At 44.6% G+C, this 20,692-nt stretch carries 18 protein-coding genes; 3 read left to right on the forward strand and 15 right to left on the reverse strand.

Translation table 11 applies throughout. From position 1 onward, the window contains the following. Window positions 1-100 precede the first annotated feature (100 nt). A complete protein-coding gene (locus tag MHM87_RS01245) occupies window positions 101-2,695 on the reverse strand; it encodes a DNA internalization-related competence protein ComEC/Rec2 (RefSeq protein ID WP_239257554.1) in 2,595 nt (864 codons plus the stop codon). A gap of 210 nt (window positions 2,696-2,905) precedes the next feature. On the opposite strand from MHM87_RS01245, the gene MHM87_RS01250 reads away from it, so the two are divergent. Beyond that, on the forward strand, window positions 2,906-3,433 hold the full coding sequence (locus tag MHM87_RS01250) for a DUF2062 domain-containing protein (RefSeq protein ID WP_014949426.1): 528 nt from the start codon (window positions 2,906-2,908) through the stop codon (window positions 3,431-3,433). 224 nt (window positions 3,434-3,657) lie between these two features. Here the strand turns inward: MHM87_RS01250 and ligA are convergent, their stop codons facing one another. The 3 genes from ligA to smc all read right to left on the reverse strand — a co-directional run bounded on the left by ligA (window position 3,658) and on the right by smc (window position 11,123). After that, window positions 3,658-5,694, reverse strand: a complete 2,037-nt coding sequence (gene ligA, locus MHM87_RS01255) for an NAD-dependent DNA ligase LigA (protein ID WP_239257555.1) — start codon at window positions 5,692-5,694, stop codon at window positions 3,658-3,660. Window positions 5,695-5,985: 291 nt separating this feature from the next. After that, a complete protein-coding gene (gene zipA, locus MHM87_RS01260) occupies window positions 5,986-7,563 on the reverse strand; it encodes a cell division protein ZipA (protein ID WP_239257556.1) in 1,578 nt (525 codons plus the stop codon). A gap of 20 nt (window positions 7,564-7,583) precedes the next feature. Next, complete coding sequence (gene smc, locus MHM87_RS01265) at window positions 7,584-11,123, reverse strand: chromosome segregation protein SMC (protein ID WP_239257557.1); 3,540 nt, start codon at window positions 11,121-11,123, stop codon at window positions 7,584-7,586. Between the two features lie 262 nt (window positions 11,124-11,385). Here smc and cysZ point away from each other — a divergent pair, with 262 nt between their 5' ends. Beyond that, window positions 11,386-12,123 (forward strand): sulfate transporter CysZ, encoded by a 738-nt coding sequence (gene cysZ / locus MHM87_RS01270; protein ID WP_014979262.1) that lies wholly within the window; start codon window positions 11,386-11,388, stop codon window positions 12,121-12,123. Between the two features lie 35 nt (window positions 12,124-12,158). Here the strand turns inward: cysZ and MHM87_RS01275 are convergent, their stop codons facing one another. Together MHM87_RS01275 and nlpI are read right to left on the reverse strand one after the other, a co-directional pair. After that, complete coding sequence (locus MHM87_RS01275; protein WP_239257558.1) at window positions 12,159-13,823, reverse strand: sel1 repeat family protein; 1,665 nt, start codon at window positions 13,821-13,823, stop codon at window positions 12,159-12,161. Between the two features lie 12 nt (window positions 13,824-13,835). Next, window positions 13,836-14,738, reverse strand: coding sequence for a lipoprotein NlpI (gene nlpI / locus MHM87_RS01280; RefSeq protein WP_014949420.1), 903 nt, complete (start codon window positions 14,736-14,738; stop codon window positions 13,836-13,838). 135 nt (window positions 14,739-14,873) lie between these two features. Between nlpI and cdd the strand changes: the two genes are divergently transcribed. Beyond that, the gene (gene cdd / locus MHM87_RS01285; protein ID WP_041693482.1) at window positions 14,874-15,281 is read left to right on the forward strand and encodes a cytidine deaminase; all 408 of its coding nucleotides are present in this window, start codon (window positions 14,874-14,876) and stop codon (window positions 15,279-15,281) included. Window positions 15,282-15,374: 93 nt separating this feature from the next. Here the strand turns inward: cdd and MHM87_RS01290 are convergent, their stop codons facing one another. The 9 genes from MHM87_RS01290 to MHM87_RS01330 form a co-directional block, all read right to left on the reverse strand. After that, window positions 15,375-16,043: a hypothetical protein gene (locus tag MHM87_RS01290; RefSeq protein WP_239257559.1), complete on the reverse strand. Its 669-nt coding sequence runs from the start codon at window positions 16,041-16,043 to the stop codon at window positions 15,375-15,377. A 2-nt stretch (window positions 16,044-16,045) separates the two neighbouring features. Next, a complete protein-coding gene (locus MHM87_RS01295) occupies window positions 16,046-16,648 on the reverse strand; it encodes an RNA polymerase sigma factor (protein ID WP_239257560.1) in 603 nt (200 codons plus the stop codon). Between the two features lie 9 nt (window positions 16,649-16,657). Next, entirely contained in the window at window positions 16,658-17,350 is a 693-nt protein-coding gene (locus MHM87_RS01300) for an energy transducer TonB (protein ID WP_239257561.1), read from the reverse strand. Between the two features lie 100 nt (window positions 17,351-17,450). After that, window positions 17,451-17,627: a sporulation YhaL family protein gene (locus tag MHM87_RS01305; RefSeq protein WP_239257562.1), complete on the reverse strand. Its 177-nt coding sequence runs from the start codon at window positions 17,625-17,627 to the stop codon at window positions 17,451-17,453. 407 nt (window positions 17,628-18,034) lie between these two features. Continuing rightward, window positions 18,035-19,081, reverse strand: coding sequence for a DUF2157 domain-containing protein (locus MHM87_RS01310; RefSeq protein WP_239257563.1), 1,047 nt, complete (start codon window positions 19,079-19,081; stop codon window positions 18,035-18,037). 78 nt (window positions 19,082-19,159) lie between these two features. Then, entirely contained in the window at window positions 19,160-19,705 is a 546-nt protein-coding gene (locus tag MHM87_RS01315; protein ID WP_014976510.1) for a hypothetical protein, read from the reverse strand. A gap of 46 nt (window positions 19,706-19,751) precedes the next feature. Continuing rightward, window positions 19,752-20,009, reverse strand: a complete 258-nt coding sequence (locus MHM87_RS01320) for a hypothetical protein (RefSeq protein ID WP_049587833.1) — start codon at window positions 20,007-20,009, stop codon at window positions 19,752-19,754. Between the two features lie 21 nt (window positions 20,010-20,030). Continuing rightward, the gene (locus tag MHM87_RS01325; RefSeq protein ID WP_049587831.1) at window positions 20,031-20,255 is read right to left on the reverse strand and encodes a hypothetical protein; all 225 of its coding nucleotides are present in this window, start codon (window positions 20,253-20,255) and stop codon (window positions 20,031-20,033) included. Between the two features lie 14 nt (window positions 20,256-20,269). Then, on the reverse strand, window positions 20,270-20,674 hold the full coding sequence (locus tag MHM87_RS01330; RefSeq protein ID WP_049587829.1) for an MAPEG family protein: 405 nt from the start codon (window positions 20,672-20,674) through the stop codon (window positions 20,270-20,272). Window positions 20,675-20,692 lie beyond the last annotated feature (18 nt).

Genomic DNA, 20,692 nt, shown 5'->3' on the forward strand with positions numbered 1-20,692 from the left:
CTAAGTGAATAATGTGTGGCCACTTCATACCTATTTAAAGGTATTCGTGCACATCTTCGTTTCGTTACAAGCTAATATTTTTGGCATTTGACGATATTATTTAGTCTTTGAGGTGTCGCGGTGTAATGCCTGGTAAATACCAGCGATTGTTCAACGTTCCACGTTGGGAATCTATGTGAAAAGAATCCTTATCGAAAGTTGCGCTTATATATCCGTGATAGCTTGTTAAATATTGCGTTACGCCCAAACGCTCGTAACGTTTAGCCACAACATACGCAGGAAACTGCCATCGATTCTCATAACCTTGCGTAAAGATCACAGCTTTTGGTGCAACGTGTTCTATAAAAACATTAGTAGAAGACGTTTTGCTTCCGTGATGCGGCGCAATAAGAATGTCGGCACTTAGATTTGTAGAACTCGCTAAAGTATCCATTGAAGCCCCCTCTGAAAAACCATCCATGATTTCACGGGTTATCAACGCGTACTCACTTGTTTTCTCAATGTCACCAGGAATTAACACGCTACCAGCGTCGCTTGTTATTTTAACCACACACGACATGGCATTGTTGTCTTCTTTGTTGCCATTTGGCGGCCATAGAAAATTGATTGTTAAATTCTGCCAGCGTATACGCTTTCCTCGCTCACAACCTAATGTTGGTGTATAGAAAGTGGCTTCTTTAGCTAAGGCGTGTTGTTCAATGGCTAATGCGCCTCCTGCATGATCGTTGTCACTATGCGTATGAACTACAACATCTATATTTGAAATATGCCTACTTTCCAAAAAAGGTAACAGGTGTTTCGTTGCAGTATGAGCATTGCCATTAAACTGAGCACCAGAATCAATAATCATAGCCCGGCCTCCCGCAGTCACTGCAATAGCACTGGCCTGGCCCCCATCAAATACATGCAGCGCCCATATCGATTCATTGGTAGGTAACCACTTTTGAAAAATGCTTAGCGATGGGAGCAAGAGAAGCGCTACGCAGATAGCTTTGTAACGCCATGTTGGCAAAAGAAAAATAAAAAAAGCGACAATTAGACAAAGTGCCGCACCACTACTTACGTAAAAATTGATAGCGCTCCCAGAAAACTGACTAAGAACGTTCAAAAGCGATAACAAATACCCTAAACACACATCACTGTAATGCATAAGCATGCCCGTAACTTGTTGTGCGAAAGGCAACTCAGCAAAATGAAGGACTAACAACGAAATTAAACAAATAGGTAAAAGTAACGATATGACGGGCAAGGCGATTAAGTTGGTAACAACTGCAACAAAACTGGCGCTACCAAACCATATTAGGGTTAGCGGCATCATTATTACGGTAAGCGCTACTTGTAGTTTAAACAAAGACACATACCATGGTGCTCGCTGTAGCCCCCAAACAACAACTAAAAACCAAATGCACAGTACAGCCCCTATGCTCAAGTAAAAGCTAGCGCCTAATATAGAGAGAGGAAAGAGCAACAAGCTCGAAGTAAGCATTGTGAGCGCAACATTTACTGGCCGCCATGCATGTCGAGTAAGAGACAGCACGCACCCCATAGTTACCAGTATCAGCGCACGCACAACTGGCAACGCGCTTCCACTAAGCAATGCGTAACAAAAACAAGCAACAATAAGCACACAAAGTACAGAGGCTCTAATTGGCGCGCTGGTTTGAAACATCTTACTTATTTCCCGCACTCTATTCTTTCGACCTGTTGCCGGATAGTTGATGGAGGCTGAACGTACTAACCAATATTTCGCTCTGCCTAATAGGCTAGTAACATGCGTGAGTAAAAATATAACAGGGTTAAAAAACAATAAGCAGACCCCAGCGATAAGTGATAGATGCATGCCTGATATACTAAACATGTGCCCAGTGCCGGTGCGTTGTAACAGCGTCCAATCACCCAACGTAAAGCCCGTTTTATCCCCTAGCAGCAATGTGCGCCACCATTTTTCATGAACAAGGTCTAGCTTCTGCAATGTTGTAGCAAGTTCATAACGCACTGAGTGATTATGCTTTGTTTTATCGTGCTCTATCGACTTGATATAACCAGTTGCATGAATAAATTGGCTAACCAACTGCTGTTGTCGGCTAGCTCCAACAGGATTAGCCGTACCGTATGCAGGTTTAAGTTTTACAATTGCGGTGAAGGTATCACCGTTGTGCAAACAATTTAATTTCACCTGGGACGGAGAAACTGATTGAGGCCGCACGCCTATAGTCCCCTGTTGAGCATATGCGATTTTCTTGTTGGCTAAGCCTTCGCTTTTTCGATCATTTGGGAATTCATAACGTTGGTGAGTAAGACGAGCTTTGAAATTAAACGTGCTAGTTAAAACACGCTTAGGCAAGGGGGAAAGTATACCGTTGTCTAGAAATGTCGCTGTGCTTTCACGGTCGACAGACTCAATAGCGACAACATAGTGATAAGTCGCTTCCGGCACCCTAGCTGTGCCGAAGACACATCCCCCCGACACAACTCGACCTGAAATTGTGACATCTTGTTGAATTTTCCCTTGGGGCAGTTGCCAAGCGTAGTAAAAATGCCCTACACTCGCCACCCAAAGTACTCCAGACAGCAGCCCGCTCACTGCCCAACATAGCAGCACCTCTGGAAATGCATGATGTTCAGCGGGTTTTGTCGTCGAAATGAATATAATGATAGTCACAGATATTATTAAAATGGCAATCATCAGTGCCATGCTGTGAGTACTTGGAAGTTTTTGCCAGAAAACTGCACTTATTGCGCTAGCGCAAAAACAGCTTAAGCAAATTGTGATACGATTGACCATGTTTTCACGTAGCAATTGACAGTGAGTGAATGTGGGTGGTGCAAATTCATGTTGCGCAATTCCGTTTACTGTTATTTTTTCTGTCTTTTTTGATTTTATTTTCGAGATGCATTGATATTTATGCCTAAGAAATTTATCCGACGTTTTTTGCCAGATCACCAAAGCATTAAGCAAAACAAAGCTTTAAAAATTTTTGGTAGCGTATTGCACGAGCCTAATCTTTGGCACTTAAACCGTCGTTCTGCATCTGGTGCATTTGGCATAGGTTTATTTTTCGCGTTTTGGCCGGTACCGTTTCAAATGTGGCTTTCTGCCGGTTTAGCTATTCCATTTCGAGCAAACCTGCCCTTATCTGTTGCAACTGTTTGGGTGACTAACCCATTTACTATTCCGCCTATATTCTATGGGGCTTACAAGGTTGGTACTACTGTACTTGGGACCAAGCCTGAGCATTTTGAATTTCAGTTTAGTTGGCAGTGGGTTGTAGAAAGCATTAATACCATTGGCCCTGCATTTTTAGTCGGGTGTGGAATTTGCTCGGTCGTGTTTGGGCTAGCGGGTTATTTCTCTTTGAACTGGGTTTGGCGCTTTCAAGTGAAAAAAGCCTGGGAAAGACGCAGACAAATGCGGAATCAAGAAGCCCACTAGCGTGAGAGCCCTACACTTGAGGGTTTGTAGAAATGTTTACCTTTTCTCAAGCCCCTTACAACGTTCAGTACAAAGTACGCCGTAAAAGACAGAGCAAGAATTACAAAAAACGCCACTTCGTATAAGTGGCGTTTTTTATTGGTAACAATCAATATGAGTTCGGCGCTAATTTATTCAGGAAAACCATTACGCCGAGCTCTCTTATTGAATTTAAGCCAAGCAGGCTACTTTTCATGCTCAGATAAAAAAGCGATAAGCGCAGCTTCGTCCCATACCTCCACATCTAGTTCTTGTGCTTTAGTTAATTTGGAACCCGCTTTTTCTCCTGCAACTAGGAAGTCGGTATTCTTACTTACCGAGCCTGCCACTTTTGCACCAAGTAACTGCAAACGTGCTTTCGCGTCAGAACGCCCCATTTCGCTGAGCGTACCTGTAATAACGCATGTTTTGCCTTCAAGAGGCAAATTATCCGAATCTGGCTTTACAATAGCTGGCCAATTAATTCCTTCTTTTAATAGCGCATCAATAACATCGGTATTGTGTGACTCGTTAAAGAAATTGAAAATGTGGGTAGCCACCACTTCACCAACGTCTTGGACTTTAACCAGTGCTTCAAGCGACGCCTCGCGAATAGCCTCCAAGGTTTCGAAGTGCGCAGCCAAGTTTGCCGCAGTAGCTTCGCCAACCTCACGGATCCCCAATGCGTATAGGAACTTGGCAAGCGTGGTTTGCTTTGAAGCTTCAAGCGATGCCAGTAGCTTACTGGCAGACTTTTCAGCCATGCGCTCTAGCCCAACAACATCGCCTAACGAAAGCGTGAAAAAGTCGGCGGGACTGTGCACAAGATCAGCGTCAACTAACTGATCGACTAACTTGTCGCCCAGACCATCAATATCGAATGCTTTACGCGAAGCAAAATGCTTAAGCGCCTGTTTGCGTTGTGCGGCACAAATTAATCCACCGGTGCAGCGGGCAACCGCTTCATCTTCTAGTTTTTCAACCTGCGAGTCACAAACCGGGCATTGGCTTGGGAAGCTAATGTCAGTTTCGCTACCTGTGCGATTAGCTTCTACCACAGACACGACCTGAGGAATAACGTCACCCGCACGGCGGATTACCACGGTGTCGCCAACTTTAACGCCTAATCTGGAAATTTCGTCCTGATTGTGAAGAGTAGCATTAGATACTGTTACTCCGCCTACAAACACGGGCTCTAAACGGGCAACCGGCGTGATCGCACCAGTCCTTCCTACCTGAAACTCAACGTCAAGTAGCTTAGTTACTTCTTCTTGTGCAGGAAACTTCTGTGCAATGGCCCAGCGAGGCGCTCGCGCCACAAAGCCAAGGGCATTTTGCAGGTCAATACGGTTTACCTTAAACACCACGCCGTCAATGTCGTATGGCAAACTGTCGCGCTTTTCCAGAATGTGGTTGTAGTATGCCAAGCAGCCCTTACCGCCATCAGCAGTATCGATATCAGGGCACAGCGGCAGCCCCCAATTACCCAACTGCTTAAGGCGCTCGCTGTGTGTTGTGGGCAGTTCAAAACTTTCAGGTTGCACTACGCCTAGCGAATAAGCATAAAACATCAGCGGGCGCTTGGCCGTAATTTTAGAGTCTAACTGTCGTAAGCTGCCGGCCGCAGCATTACGAGGGTTGGCAAAAACCTTACCCCCCGTTTCTTTTTGGTGTTCGTTGAGTTTTGCAAAGCCATCACGGGGCATAAACACTTCACCGCGCACTTCTACGCGCTCAGGATAATGATCACCACGAAGCGTTAACGGCACATTAGAGATGGTACGCACGTTAGCCGTGATATTCTCTCCTACCTGACCGTCACCACGGGTTGCAGCACGCACTAATTCGCCATTTTCATACAGAATACTTACCGCTAAACCATCTAGCTTGGGTTCGCAGCTAAAATCTAACGTTGCCGAATCTTTTAGTCTGTCTTTTAAACGTTTTTCGAAGGCAAGCAGTGAATCTTCATCAAAGGCGTTATCCAGCGACAGCATAGGAACATCATGGGTAACTTGTTCAAAGGCCGATAACGCTGCGCCCCCTACTTTTTGACTGGGAGAGTTCGGGCTTTGAAGCGTAGGATATTGTTTTTCTAGCGCAATAAGCGCCTGCATATCTCTATCATATACTGCATCAGGAACCGAAGGGTCATCCATCACATAGTACTGATAGTTGTACTCATTAAGTGTGTTGCGAAGTGTTGCTATTTGTTGCTTTGATTGTTCTAAAGAATCTGACATGGAGTTGTTGTCACGCCGTTTAAATAGTTAAAAGTATTACAATTCGTTGCCAAGGCCTATTCGCCCAAGCCGCTGTATGTTCCAAATGGGCTGCAAAAACCTGATCTATTTCAGTCAGGTTGTGAAACGTACAGCCACGCTACAATGCTATGGCTTGCTAGCCCTTGTTATACATCAAAGATCAACAGACCCTAATCAATAGAAAAGGACCTGGGTATGGGCCAAGTCCTTTTTTGTTTTTGCACCTACATGAATAATCCATAAGATTGAGGCGCAAGTGATAAATTAACGCTAGCTGCGCGCAATCATACGCTTGCGCTCGAACTCACGAATTTTCTCGACGTATTGCTGTAAGCCCTGCTTCGTTAATACGCTTCGGCGTCCATCAAGTACTTGTGCGCCGAACTCATCTGCCAATTTGCGGGCTGCATTGTGCATCATGTTAAACACTTGATGAGGGTCACCCTCAATAGGCAATATCATAAACAGCGAAATACCTTGGGTTTCAAAGTTCTCTAGGTTATCAATATCGAAAACCCCAGGCTTAAACATGTTAGCAAGGCTAAACAATACTGGCCCTTTGCCATTTGAGTTTACGTGACGGTGGAAGATGTCTTGATCGCCAAATTTAAACCCTAATGTTAATAGCATAGGTAGTAGCGCCGCGCCTGAAATGGGCTCGCCTTCTGGCGTTCTTACATTTAATACTAAAACCTCGGGTTCAATCGACGACTTAGCGGTCTTTGGTGTACTTCCAGCACCATCAATGCCTGATTCATTAGCACTAAAGCTTTCATCGCCAAAATCAGCGCTAGCTGCTTCGCTGGTGTCAAAATCAATACGCATTTGATCGTCACCAAAATTCGGCTCTTCACGTCTTCTCACTGGCGTTTTGCTTCGTTTGTTACGTGCAAAACGTCGCGGCTGTTCATTTTCTTCATGAACATCGCTGGATGAAACAGACTCTTCGGGTGCATCTAAACTAAAATCAGCAACTTCTCTTTCGTTTTTAGCCGGCGGCTGCACTGTTTCAGGCTCTTCCTCCAGCGTTGGGTCGATATAAAACTTCTGTGCAGGACGAACTGGCTCTGCACGCCCTCTTTCTTGATGACCGCCCGCCTGACTCTGAATTGGGTCATGCGATTGCGCGTTATCCGCTCTCTCTTGAATACTTGGAGTATTTGGCTGTTCACTCTCTTCACGCTGAGCATGCGACGCTAAAGACGTTTCCTCTTGCTCTTCGCCTTCACGAAGTAAGAAGCCTGGAGGTTCAGGGAACGCGGCAAGGTTTTCGTCGCCTCTGTTAGCACCTTTTGTTGATGGGCCATCGGGACGAGTTTGCCCTTTCATGTGTGGCTTCGGATTCGTAACCACAGAGCCATAGAGCTTTGGTGCTTTCTCAGCTTCTTCTTTCCCGTCAGACGGCATAGCTGAATTACCAACGCTGCTTGAGCGTTTACCCGCATGCTCACCGTGTGCGCCCTCTTTTCCATCACCGTGCTCTTTTGACGTGGCATGTTGAGACAAGCTATCGTCGTCATCAAGTTCTTCGCTGCTGTAAGCATGTTTTTCATTGATATCGTGATGTGCAGGGCCATTTGCCGTATTCGTCGATACATTGCTTGCAGCCTCATGCTCTTGGTTTTGTGATTTGCTCACCACGCGCACCGCGCCAATGCCAAGCTCGTCAAAGCCTTCTTGCTCGTCGGACTCGAAATCGTTGTCATCATCTTGCCACTGACGGGGCTCTAAGCGCTCTTTTTCCGAAGGCTTACTGTTTTTACGAATTTTCCAAATACCATGGGCAAGCACTGCGATGATAAAAACCGTGCCTCCAAGGAGTAAAAATAGACGTAATTGATCTTCCATTTAATTTCTTTCGCCCTTTGTTATGCTTCTGCGAAGGCTACAGCCTCGTCCACATCTACCGCCACCATGCGCGAAACTCCCGGTTCCGCCATGGTAACACCGGTGAGGTGACTGGCCATTTCCATCGCTATTTTATTGTGGGTGATATAAATAAACTGCACTGTTTGTGACATTTCTGACACTAAGTTACAAAAGCGCCCTACATTTGCATCATCCAATGGTGCATCTACTTCATCCAGCAAACAAAATGGAGCCGGATTTAATCTGAAAATAGCAAACACCAATGATAAAGCGGTTAGTGCTTTTTCTCCACCGCTTAAGAGGTGAATCGTACTATTTTTCTTACCAGGGGGGCGAGCCATTATCGTCACCCCAGTTTCTAACAAATCGTCATCGGTAAGCGCAAGATACGCCGAACCGCCCCCAAACACTTTGGGAAATAACGTTTTAAGGTCTTCGTTAACCTGTTCAAAGGTAGTAGAAAAGCGCGTGCGGGTTTCTTTATCAATTTTCCGAATGGCCGATTGTAGCGTTTCCAAGGCTTCAGTAAGGTCGTTGTGCTGTGTATCTAAATGTGACTTTCTTTCCGACTGGGTTTCATATTCTTCAACCGCAGCTAAGTTCACAGCACCTAAGCGCTGCAAATTAGCCTGCGTTTTTTCAAGGTCTTCTTGCCAGCGCTTCTCTTCGGCATCTTCAGGTAAGGTTTCTAGAATGCTCTTCAGCGATTGCTGCGTTTCATCAAGCTGTTCTAAAATCGTATTCGCACGTACCCGATATCCTTCAATATCAATGTTGAGTTTATCGATGTTTGTCTGTCGCGTTTGAATATCTTTACCCAGAGCTTGATGCCCTTTTTCGGCTTCTCGCAACCACTGCTCTATATCTTCAAGACTACTTTGCTTAGCACTTTTCAGCTGTTCTAATTCCGCTTTATTCTCTAACAACGACTGTAGCTCTGCTTCTTGAATTTCTTCAGGAGACGTCAGCTGTGTAAGTTCTTTTTGTAATCTTTCTTTGTTTTTTATGTACTCTTCACGCTGCTGAAGGTTACGTGTAACCTGTTGACTATATAAATTCTTATGGTTCTCTAGTTGCTGCTTCTTAAGTGCAAGTTCATGATTTTGCGATGTTAATGTATCTACTAACACGCGCAACTCTGACATAGTTCGCTCATTTGCATCTCGCTTAGCATTCACATCGTCAATGTGTACTTCGTGTTCAAGAATTTGTGCCTCTTGAAGCTCTAACTTTTCCGAAAGCTGAGCTAACTGCTCTTCTTCTTTCGCTAACATTAACTCTTGCTTTGCTAACTCGTCATTAAGTTTGGCAGTGCGTGTAGACTGTTGCTCTTGCTGCATTTCAAGCAAAGAAAGTTTATTTTTAATCTGTGCGCGCTGGTTTTCTTTTTCACCCAAGGCGCTCTGAATAGCCTGCTTTTGCGCTTCGCTCTGTTCAAGTGCCTGTTTGGCGCGCTCTAATGAATGCTCAATCTCATCTATAAGGCTTTCAGTTTCTTCAATGCTGTCTACCAGTCCCTTAATTTTGTTCGCCCGCTGCAAAGCACCGTCGCTTGCTTCGCCAGGTTTCACTACCCACTGTGAGCTTGCCCACAACCCTGAAGGCGAGATTGCGCTAGTAAACCCCTTGGCTAGGCCTTCAGGTTCATCTTCTTTATCAAGAACGCTTACAAAAGCACTTTCAATCGTTTCCGCAAGTTCGTCATCGTTGCTACAAAGGTAAATGTCATTAAAAAATGCGGGAACACGCTGTATTGACGATTCATTACTGCGTGTTTCAGTTAATAGAGCGTGTGCTAGTGAACCCGATTTGGCAGTGCTTACAAACGCCTTATCGGTAAACACTTTAATGCCGCTTGGCAAATAAGCGTGGTTTTGAAGCAGTGCCTGTATGTCATGGCTTTTGGCAACAACGGGGTCTTTAGCGTGTTGTAAAATCGATTCTACACAAGGTGCAAGAGTTTGGTTAGAGCTAAACTGCTGCCACAGCTTTTCTATCCCGTCTAACGTTACGTCTTCATTATTTGAGGCATCTTGTTGAAGCGCTTCTAGCGCAGCTTTTGTCGACAGTGCAGTTTGTAACTGGCCCTGGGTATCACGGCGCTTCGCTTCTATAGCGTTGACTTCGCCTTGTTGCTGCGACACCTTTTGATTGGACTCTTGAAGTAATTGCTTAGCTTCATCAATGTCAAAATCGAGTTCGCTACATTGCTCTTCTAAAAGTGTTATCTGACTGGCAAAATCTTCTTCATCTAGCTGTTTTAGCTCGTCTTGTAGTTCGCTGATACGCTGAGAAGTGCGTAACTGCATGCTCATCGTTGACTGAATTTGGCTATGGCATTGCTGAACATTCTGACGAAGTTGATTGTAGGTTTGTTCTTGCGCTCGCGCTTGTGCGTTAAATTCTCTTAGCGCTTGTTCAGCGTCTTCAAAACGCTCTTTGGCATGCTCTAACTCTGCTTCCTTAAGGGCAAATTCAGGCTCAATGTTTTCAAGCGCCTCGTTTGATACCGCAAGCGCTTCCTGTGCCTCATCAATAGAGTGGTTAAGCAATCCGTGTTGCTCGCTAATTCGTGCTAACTCTTGCTCTACCTGCCCTTTGCGTTGTTTTGCGTGCAGCGCATTTTGCTCTAGTCGTGTTATTGCGTTACTGGTAGTAAACAGCTGCTGCTGAAGATCATCTATCGTTTGTTTTGTTTCTAGCTGCTTGGTTTTGTACGACTCAAGCCCCGCTTCATCGCCCTGTAGTCGAGCCACTAAGTCGTCAACTTCTAACTGGAGTGCTTGCTGCTGTTTTTGCAGCGCTTCAATATGTTCACTATTTTTCAGAAAACGAAGGGCTGCTAACTGGCCTTTTAGCTCTCTGGCTTGTGCACGTAGCGTTTTGTATCGAGTAGCCGCAGCAGCCTGACGCTGTAATTTTTCGAGCTGCTTGCCCAATTCATCGCGCACATCATTCAAGCGTTCAAGGTTATCTTGCGTGTGCCTTATACGGTTTTCTGTCTCTCTGCGGCGCTCTTTGTACTTTGAGATACCCGCGGCTTCTTCTATGAATACACGCAAATCCTGTGGCTTAGATTCAATAAGCCGCGAGATCATACCTTGCTCAATGATGGCGTAAGACCGGGGGCCTAGCCCTGTTCCTAAAAACAGATCGGTGACATCACGCCGGCGACATTTAGTGCCGTTTAGAAAATAGGTAGAGGTGGCGTCCCGTGTAACTAAGCGTTTAACAGATAGCTCATTGTAGTTGGCAAATTCACCCGCTATCCGCCCTGCACTGTTATCGAAAACAAGTTCAACGCTACATTGCCCCACTGGCTTACGAGACGAAGAGCCATTAAAAATCACGTCGGTCATTGCATCGCCGCGTAAGTTTTTGGCAGAACTTTCACCTAAAACCCAACGTACAGCATCAATGACATTCGACTTGCCGCAGCCGTTAGGACCTACGATGGCGGTCATTTCGCCGGGGAATGGAATAGTAGTTGGCTCAACAAAGGACTTGAAACCCGCGAGCTTAATCTTTTTAAGCCTCACACATCATCCCTCTTAAACACAAAGCTGCACGCGGTATCGCCTTGATATTAGCCAGAAACCAGCTAACCATCGGCTGAAATAGCAGTTGATGTAGAAATGATGCAATCACACGGAAGATTCTTTTGTTATTATGCTTCGACTCTACCAAATCTAACAGCTTGTAACAATTACCATTTCACTGAGTTAGGCAGAGAATACGCCAAGCGCGTATGATAGAGCAGATAGTTAACAAACACAGCGTTTCAAACGCGAAGGAGTACGAATGAGTTCAGGCGGTGTACATTATTTCTTTGAAGGCTTTTCGCTTATAAAAACCAAAGGGTTGAAGCGTTTTGTTTTTGTACCCCTAACAATAAACTTAGTGCTTTTTTCTGTGGCTTTTTACTTCTTATTTGGCCAAATAGAAATGGGTATCGCTTATGTGATTGATCTCGTACCTGAATGGTTAGGCTGGATCAAAACAGCGATCAGCTTTTTCTTGTGGCCCCTAGCAGTCATCAGCGTATTGCTCATTTTCGCACTGATCTTTGGCACACTGGCAAACTGGATTGCAGCGCCGTTTAACGGTGTGTTATCAGAAAAGGTTGAGCGTCATTTAACGGGTCAAGATTTAGGTGACGAGGGCGTGATGTCTTTAGTTAAAGACATTCCTAGAACTGTAGGCCGTGAACTTACCAAGCTCGTTTGGTATTTACCTCGCGCTATTGGTTTTTTGTTATTGTTCTTTTTCCTACCTATTATTGGGCAAGTCTTGTGGTTTTTATTTAACGCCTGGATGATGGCAATTCAGTACTGCGATTACCCATACGACAACCACAAAATAGATTTTACGCGCATGCGCCTGCACCTTGGTGAACACAAAGGGAAAGCGATGACGTTCGGAATGATGGTGAATATATTCTCACTTATTCCCGTGGTTAACTTTATCGTTATGCCCGTAGCAATTTGTGGTGCAACGTCTATGTGGGTAAGAGAGCTTAAAGATACACTCGCCAAATAGTGGCGAGTGTATTGTTTTAATGATGACAACTGCGGTTATTTGCCACCAGTAAACGCTTCGTATTCAGCTAACCAGTGTGCGGCTTCTTTTTGGTTGCCGCTATTGTGGAACGCCTGGAAGAAATTCATTGAGATAGGTCGCTGGGCATTTTGTTTTTCCAACTGTTGCTGCCACAGTACCAAATATAATGGCGGGATCACGCCGCTATCGTGATGTTCCATAAAGGTAATTCTGCGGCTGGGCTTATAGCTGTTTTTCCCCAATACGGTGCACGTTTTGGCGCGTGCAATAATGGTTGCAGGATCTATCTCTAGCCAATTTTCAACCGTTTCGTGAGGTGCGTACCAATACTCAGAGTCTACGATTAGGTTTGGTGGTGCAAAATCGCTTATTCCATCTTCATCGCACAGCCTATTCGCCATGCCCTTGCCAATAGGATATTCGTCAGCGAAGCCTGCGAAGTGCGCTAGCTCGTGAACAAACACTGAATAAGCGTCACTAATGTCTAAGTACATTACGCCGTTTTGAACATTTGCCTTACCCTGCTCTGCCACTACTACTGCATGACTAAATTTCTGCTTTTTCGCAATGCTTGCCAAAGGAGTAATACTACAGCCTAAGATCCCAGCGTTCTTATAATCCGGATCGCAGCTTAGTACATCGGGTTTAAGCCAAATAGGCGGGGCCAGGCAAATAGAAAGGTTCTGCAGGCGCTTGTCGTCGTTGAATGAGTTATAAAGACTGTGAGCACGCATGATAGTAGCTAAACTGGTAGCAAAAGGCTGAATACGCTGAAGGCATTTCCCTTCATTCTCCCAGTTAAATGAAGGAGACTGCTTTAGTGCTTGCTGTATAGAATACGGCGAGTAGAGATTGATGGCCTCTAAGGCTTTTTCCGCTTGAAGATGCCCTTTCTTCGCGGCAAAGCTAAAATGCTGCTTGGCCTCAGAAAATTCCCTTTCGTCCCACAGAAGGCGAGCATACTTAAATGCACTTTGCATGTCTAAGGTTGCTGTTGCTGCGAGCAGTGGTTTCGCTAGTTGTTGTTGCCCGTGTAGAAGATACCAATCGGCCAATGCGGCCTGTGCGGGTACGTAGTTTTGTGAAGCCGCGCGTACCAGCCACTTCTCACGTTTTTCTGGCGAATCGGTAGACATTGCAAACGCAAGCTGTGCTTCTGCGACCTCGCCGAGCGCCGCTAAGCGCATAAAGCGCTGTGACGCACCTTCTTCACCTAATATTTGGTACAGCAGCCATGCAGCGTCTGCGTTTTCAAGATTCACTAGCTTCTCTAGAAAATAGGTTGCAGTGGCTTCATCGATATAGTCAGTAGCAATGAAGCCTGCGTTATACGCACGCTCAAATTCACCGAGCAAGCGTGCCTGTGCATTTTCACTGCCCTGCTTTGCAGCTAACCAAAGTAGCGCTAGTGCGTCATGCTTAAGGTGATAGTCAGAATAATTGAAACGTTCGGTAATATCCGAAGTTTGAGCGTCGGGAGAAGATTCTGTGCTGTCCTGTGCCATGCCGTCGGCAGTATTTGCTGAAGCAGAGCTCGCCTTTTCAGTTGGGTCGCTATCTGACACTAGGCTTGCCGGCGTAAGTACCTTGCTTGCATTAGCAATTAGTTGCGGGACATAGCGTCCGCTATCGCCCGCAACTATGAGCAGTGCGAACACTGCTAAAAATAAGCCTCGCATAACGCTTGCTGCTTACTCTTCGCTAACCAGATCGCTGCTAGCTAGTTCACGCAAACGGTTAAGTTCCATTCGTGCGTAGCGGTGTTCAACGTAATCAAATACATTGGTGCTTAATGCAAGCTTGAAGTAATTTGATGCAATACCGCTGTTGCCGCGCTGGGTATGAAATTTACCTAAGTAAAAATACGCTTCACACAACCTGTCTGTTAACGCTTTTTGGCTTTTCACACCGTCTAACAATGAGTTAAGTACATCGTTCTCATCAACAGTACCTAAAAACAAATCCACCAGCGTAGTAGCCCAGTGCTGGTTGTCCAGCGTTGGTCGAATAGAAGCCAAGTATTTTTGTCCTTCAAGCTCTGACACGTCGTGATGCGCAAAGTAAGCCCACAGAGCGCGAAATGGATCGCTGTCATCTTTTTCAAAAAAGCGGTTAAGATCGTTGGTCGCGAGTTCGGCGCGGCCACCGTAATAAAGCGCAATACCGCGATTTAGGAACGCGAAATCATACTCTGGGTTGATTTCCAGCGTGGAGTCGAATGCGTCGTAAGCCTGAATAAAGTCGTTCTGCTGAATATAGTGAATACCCATAGAATTATAGGCTTCAGCCAAATCTGGCTTTAAATTAATGGCTTGGGTGTAATCAAACTGCGCTAAGCCCGATAGGCCCACGCTGTCGTACAACATGCCTCGCTGAAAGTGCAGTTCAGCTTTGTCTTCATCTGATAACGCAGGGCTGGTAAGCACCTGATTGTAACGAGCAATAGCCATTTCGGAACGAGGATTAATGGGTGCAGGTTCGGCTAAAAGCAGGTTTCCCATTTGTGGTCTTTCTGAAACAGGTGGTGTTTGCGCACAACCGGTTAAAATAGCAGCGAATAGAGAAAAAAAGATGAGACTAACGTTTCTGCACATGGTAAAAAAGCATTCTATAAAAAAAGAAAAAACCGCCTGAGCATTAAGTATACGCTTGTTGCGGCGCTAATGCCGCCAACCTTCTCGCATTTGATGATAAAAGTAAAGCGTATTGGGTGGTTAACACAGGTAGCTATGAAGAAAAATAATTTAGAACAACTATCACAACTTGCTTTTGACGCACAGAAAAACTCACACTCACCTTATTCCAACTTTAAAGTTGGTGCTGCGTTGCTTACTCCAAGTGGCGAAACCTTCTCTGGTTGTAATGTAGAAAGTGCTGCTTTTCCATTAGGACAATGTGCTGAAGCTACAGCTATTGGCAATATGGTCACACAGGGACAAAAACGTATTTCGCATATCGTTATTGCGAGCCCGAACGACGAGTTTTGCTTTCCGTGCGGTGGATGCAGACAGAAAATTGCTGAATTTGCCCCAGATGAAACTCCCGTTACCATGGTAAGTCAAAACGGCGAGACATTCGAAACCACCATTGGTGAGTTACTTCCAAATGCCTTTAGAGCACACGATTTAGACAAATAAGTCATTCCTAAAATACTGTTCGTAATCGAGGCTCGAGCGAGTTTCACCGCCCTTACCTCGTTTACGAACGCATCCAGCTAAACGCCATATAAATCAGCACATCAACGGCTTACTCGACTGTTTAATTGAAAGTATTCTTCCTTGCGCATCAAAGGCGAGCGCTACATGCGTGCCAATATTGATATCCCCTTCTATGCGACCGTTAATATTTAATGATGCGATAAGGTTTTCAGAAACCACAACTTGCTGATTTTTGCAGCTCACCAAGAGCCAATACCCATTTTGCGCCGTAAGCGTGGCTGGCTCTAACGTAACCGCTCTAGCGACTAAATTGCTTTCAAGATATTGTTGAGTATAGGCATTAAATCGCGCTTTATAATCAGTACCGGCTTTACCAGCTAGCAGCTTATCTTCCCCTTCGAATCCGTGATATTGAACAATGTCTACACGGTGTGCTGCCGTTTGAAAAGGCGACGAACTATTACGTTGGAATGTACCGATATTGTATACGCCCAACATTGCGACAATAGCAAATGCCACAGCCGTGAAACGTAGGGTTGAAGAAGCGAAGTACGCTCGAATATTAGCAGCCGTAACGGCAAATACGCGTTTTATTCCACTATCACTTTCTATTGCCTTGTTGTGCGCGAGAACCCTTTCACGAATTCGAGCATTAGCCTTTTCACTCATTCCATCATTTTGCTTTTGTACCTGCTGGCTGCGTTTGAACGCATCTTGTAGCTCTTTATCTGATGTAGACATGATTACATTTTCTCCAGCATGGTTTTAAGGCTGTCTTTGGCATAACGTATTCGGGTTTTAATCGTTTCTTTTTCAGCGCCGCAAATAGTGGCGATTTCCGCTAACGAAAAACCTTCAAACTGTAGCGAAAGCGCCTCTTTCTGCTTGTAGGGTAACTGCTGAATACATGCCTTAAACACGTCTTTTTCTATCCCTTTTGCTACATCGTCCTCTACCGAAGACTGTGCATTTTTAAGTAACTCGCTTAACGAAAACGACTCAACTGCCTCGTTGTTAAATTCAAGCTTGGCGTTTTTTCTGAATTCATCAATAAGCGTCCGCCTACCAATAGTGAAAAGCCAAGCCTGAAAATTATCGCCGCTTTTAAATAAGTGACGATTTTCGATAACCTTAATCCAAGTGCGCTGACACATATCTTCTGCAACAGTGCTATCACTTAACACCTTCAAAAAATAAAATAGCTTATGGCTGTGTAAGTCAAACAGCGCGGCTAACGATGCTTCATCACCTTTTGCGCTGTACCGCAGCATTAGCCTTTCACTCACTCCCAGCACTTTTTCGCGCTTGCCTTGAAACAGGCTTTGCAAGCTTGCGCCTATACTCATAGGCAGTCCTTATTGTTCTAATTTGAAATCTAATACTACAACCATACCTGATTGACTAACAGGTTTACCGCCATTCAGCTTGGGTTTGTACTTCCATTTTTTAAGCGCTCTGCGCGCAGCTCTATCGAACACGCGCTTGGGCTCTGAATCTAGTACTGTAATATCAGACACTGAGCCACTAGCACTTATTGTAAACCCTAGCTTTACCCAGCCTTCAATACCGTCGCGACTGGCCTCAGGTGGATAAGTGGGGTCTACCCTAAATTGGGGTGTGGCTTGCATATCACCTTGCGCACTGTTCAAGTTAATCGACAAATCTAACCCCGTATTAGGTATGTGCGTTTTTATCTCAAAGCCGCCTGGGCCTTCATTGGGCTCAGGGTCAATCTCGATAACTTTTTGAGGTGGCGTTTTAATTACCTGCTCAATTGGCACCATAGGTTTTTTAGTGATGGTCCGTTCGTCTTCAGGTTGGTAAATAATGGGCTCAAAGAACACCGGTGGGGCTTCGCTTATGTTTACTTTGTCTTGCTTAATGAGCTCTGCCATTAATACGAAAAGCCCTGCCGTAACGGTACATCCAGCTATAGCAATTGTGGCCGCGTTTAAAGCACGTTTAGCGAAAGGCGCTTTTTCAAACGGTAGTACACTTTGGTGTGTTAAGTGCTTTGGGTTGGCGTTTGGTAAAATTGTTGTTTGCATAATGTTCCCCCTTTTTTCACTAAACGGGGGAACTGATATAAAGGGGTGAATAAATGTGAACGTTTTTATTTAACGTTGACGTTTTACAATGAACGAAAGGTTAACTTTTATTTTGGTTACTCGGCTTTTCGCCTTCACGAGTAGGCTCTACAGACGTCTGATTGGCGCGGTTTTCTTCTTGGCGTTTATTCAGCTTAGCAGCGGCCATAAATCCAATAAAAAATATGGCAAAAATAACAACGCCTACCCAAATCAAAACATTAAAAAGAAAGTCCATATCATTCCCAAATCACAATTTCGTGAAATAACTTTAACATCTATTTGTTTAAGTAGGTTAATTAGATCACCATTGTAACTACACCACCAGCTTAGTTATTCAGAAACTTCAACACCAATAGCCATTACAGACTGTCCGTCTTTGATGGCTGGCATTTGATTAACCATCATAACCGTGCCCAAGCCCGAAGCCGCCGAGTACGCCGTAGCCCAAGTACAGTAGCCAAAGATGATGGGAAGAGATACCTATCGAGCCAACAATAAAATCACCGCCCCACAAAAAAGCCCCAACCACGCCTACACAATGAGGCCCTACTTTTGTGGCAGAGCAACTAGCGTAATGGATACTACTATTTTGCGGGTTGTAAATCTGAATCTCCTGCAGTTTCTGGCTATTGATTCGCTTATCTAGACTTTATTAGCTAATAGTTCCTGTAGCGCTTTCGGCAGTATCGCTTGCGCACTCTTTGTTATACGAGCTTCATTCTTTTGCCACCAAATTCCCGAATATACGACGCCTAAACCGATCGCTGATAGCGCCACTGGAAAAAGCCAACTATCTTCAAAAACGGTAGAAGCAAGATGACCTAAATATAAACAGCATCCCAAAGCACCAAATATGACAAATACACGTCGAACCAACAGAGCACCAGCGCCAATCATGGCAAGGTTTATACAGAAATAGATAAATTTAGACAGTTCGCTGTCTGAATCTTGGCTGGTAAGGCCGCCCCAAAACGCTAAAACGCCGAAAAGATAAAGCCAAAACGCGTAATCTGCTGTGTTTCGCGCCCTGATGTCCACCCAGAACGCCAATAGCGTCATCAACGCGCCAAAGTACATCGACACAAGTGCTCGAAATTGCCACGTGTAGCTGTTCCATAAGTCCTCATGGTCAATAACGAGCATCACAGCGTCCATACTGATATACCAGAGCGTTACCGCAATCGGCATTATTAAGAACGGGTATTTATATCGCCATGCTACGACAAGTCCAGTTACTAGCGTTCCAAGTTCCATATATAACCATAGCCATTTAATGCGGTGGTGAAACTGGCGAAAAACCGTATTGTCGTCGGGCCATAGCCCTAACCATTGCTGAGCTCCGTAGATAGCAATTGGCGTTAAAAAAACTACAAACGTGGCACAGATCCCTGCTGGTATTATTAAATGCTTACGAGCAAAGGAATTGGCAAGCTTTAAGCCCACGCCAGCATAAAGCATAGAGATAAATACGATGCCGGCACCACCAAATTGCTCCCAACCTAAATTCATAAATAGAGTCATGGCGCCAATTGCAATAAGGCCACCTAAGTAGTACAGAATATGCGTGAAGGTGAAAGAGGGAGTATGCTGATTTTCTTCTTGGAAGAAATTGTACAGAGCAATGCCCTGTTGCTCGGAGATGATATTGTTAGCTACTGCTTTTTGAATACTGGCTTTAGATACTTCCATGTACTTCTCTAAATAAGCTTGAAGAGCTGAAGATTATTACTTTACTTTGTTATGGGTAAAAAGCCAGCCTAATAGAAGTTACTCGCTTCCTTTCTCGATATCTAATTCCGCTCTATCGATTAGCGTAAAATAGTCTTCATCAGCGTAAAGCTTTAAAAAGATAGACATAGTGATGCTTGTCATTTCATTTGCCGCCTCTTTAAACCCAGTATTGACGTGAAGATCAAAGCCCGTTGGCGATGCAGAACCCATGAACTCTTGAAGTTCAGTGAATTCTTTTATTGCGTCGGCACTTAACCCTAAAATGTACTCAGTTCGCACTGGCGTTTTACTCAGCCATCCTGACTCGGCCGGCAGTGTTTTTTCTGAAATAACCTCAAGATTATACTTAAAACTTCTTTCTTGCTCTGAGGAGCTAACACCCAAGGTAAGCCAGGTGCTTTCTGGTTTTATTTCGGCAGGCTTGTCTAAGTGAATCTTCGTAAGTAAATGATTGGGGTCGAGTTCAACAAATTTCTCCTCATCAAATGAGCGAAACTCAAGCATTGTTGCAATAGGTATATTGGCACAACTAACTACAAGCAAAGTTAATGAAACAACAAATAATTTTTTGATACTTAACAACAGCGGCTTCCCTTCATTGGTTATTACAAGACATGTTCTAGCAATTCTATACAGTTTTCGTCGTTTCTTTTCCAAAAGCTTTTTCAGATTTATCCCACGTTAAGTGGCCAAAAACGATACCCGCAATGGGAAAGATGATCATCGCAATGACGAGTCTACCCCAGACATTTTCGGAAGGCTCTATAAACGCCATAAGTAATGACCATAATAAACCAGTAGAGACTCCCCAGCCTAAAACGCCGTAAACTAGAACGAAGCGCTGTTTTCCTTTTTCTCTTATGCTCGCCCACTTTTCTAATTTCATCGCAGATATCCTTTTTTAATACTAAGCAATCATTGCAAGACAGACAAAAACCACCACAAAGCTTATAAAACCAACAGCAACGGTCCTTCCCTCATCACGACCTGCTCTTGGATACTTGCCGAAGGTCAGCAATTTGAGCACCACATGGCCCGTGCCCTTCAAAACGAATTCCATAATAGCGTCTATGATAATCCACTTTATTACTCGAAGTATAAAGCGGCCCAGCGGTTCAAATACTTCTTCCATAACCTTTACGCTCTTTAACCTAAAACCTTTTCTATAAAAAGCAACAACCACATTGCTAATACAGCTACGAAATTGACAGTAAACACCAAACCACGCAACCTAATATTGTCAGTAAATATTTGTACAAGACTATGCAGCACCCTGCCAATAACAAATACCCACGCAAGGGAGATTTGCGAATTGCTAATTGGCTCACCTAAGGCAATTAGCAAGGCGCAAACAGCGTGAAAAAATAACGGCCACTCAAACTGATTGCTCAGATTCGCACTTACTTTAGGCTGTATATCAGCAAACGGGTTTGAACCATCTTTGTTTTTCCCTACTCCCCATACCGAAGGCGCGCGAGCTAGCGTGAGAAATACGTAGAGCAATGCACAAAGAAGAATGTGCATAAACATAAGGGTTATTAAATTAGACATCTTGGTTTAATTATCTCG

It is taken from the genome of Alteromonas sp. Cnat3-28 (assembly GCF_022348265.1).
GTDB lineage: Bacteria > Pseudomonadota > Gammaproteobacteria > Enterobacterales > Alteromonadaceae > Alteromonas > Alteromonas macleodii.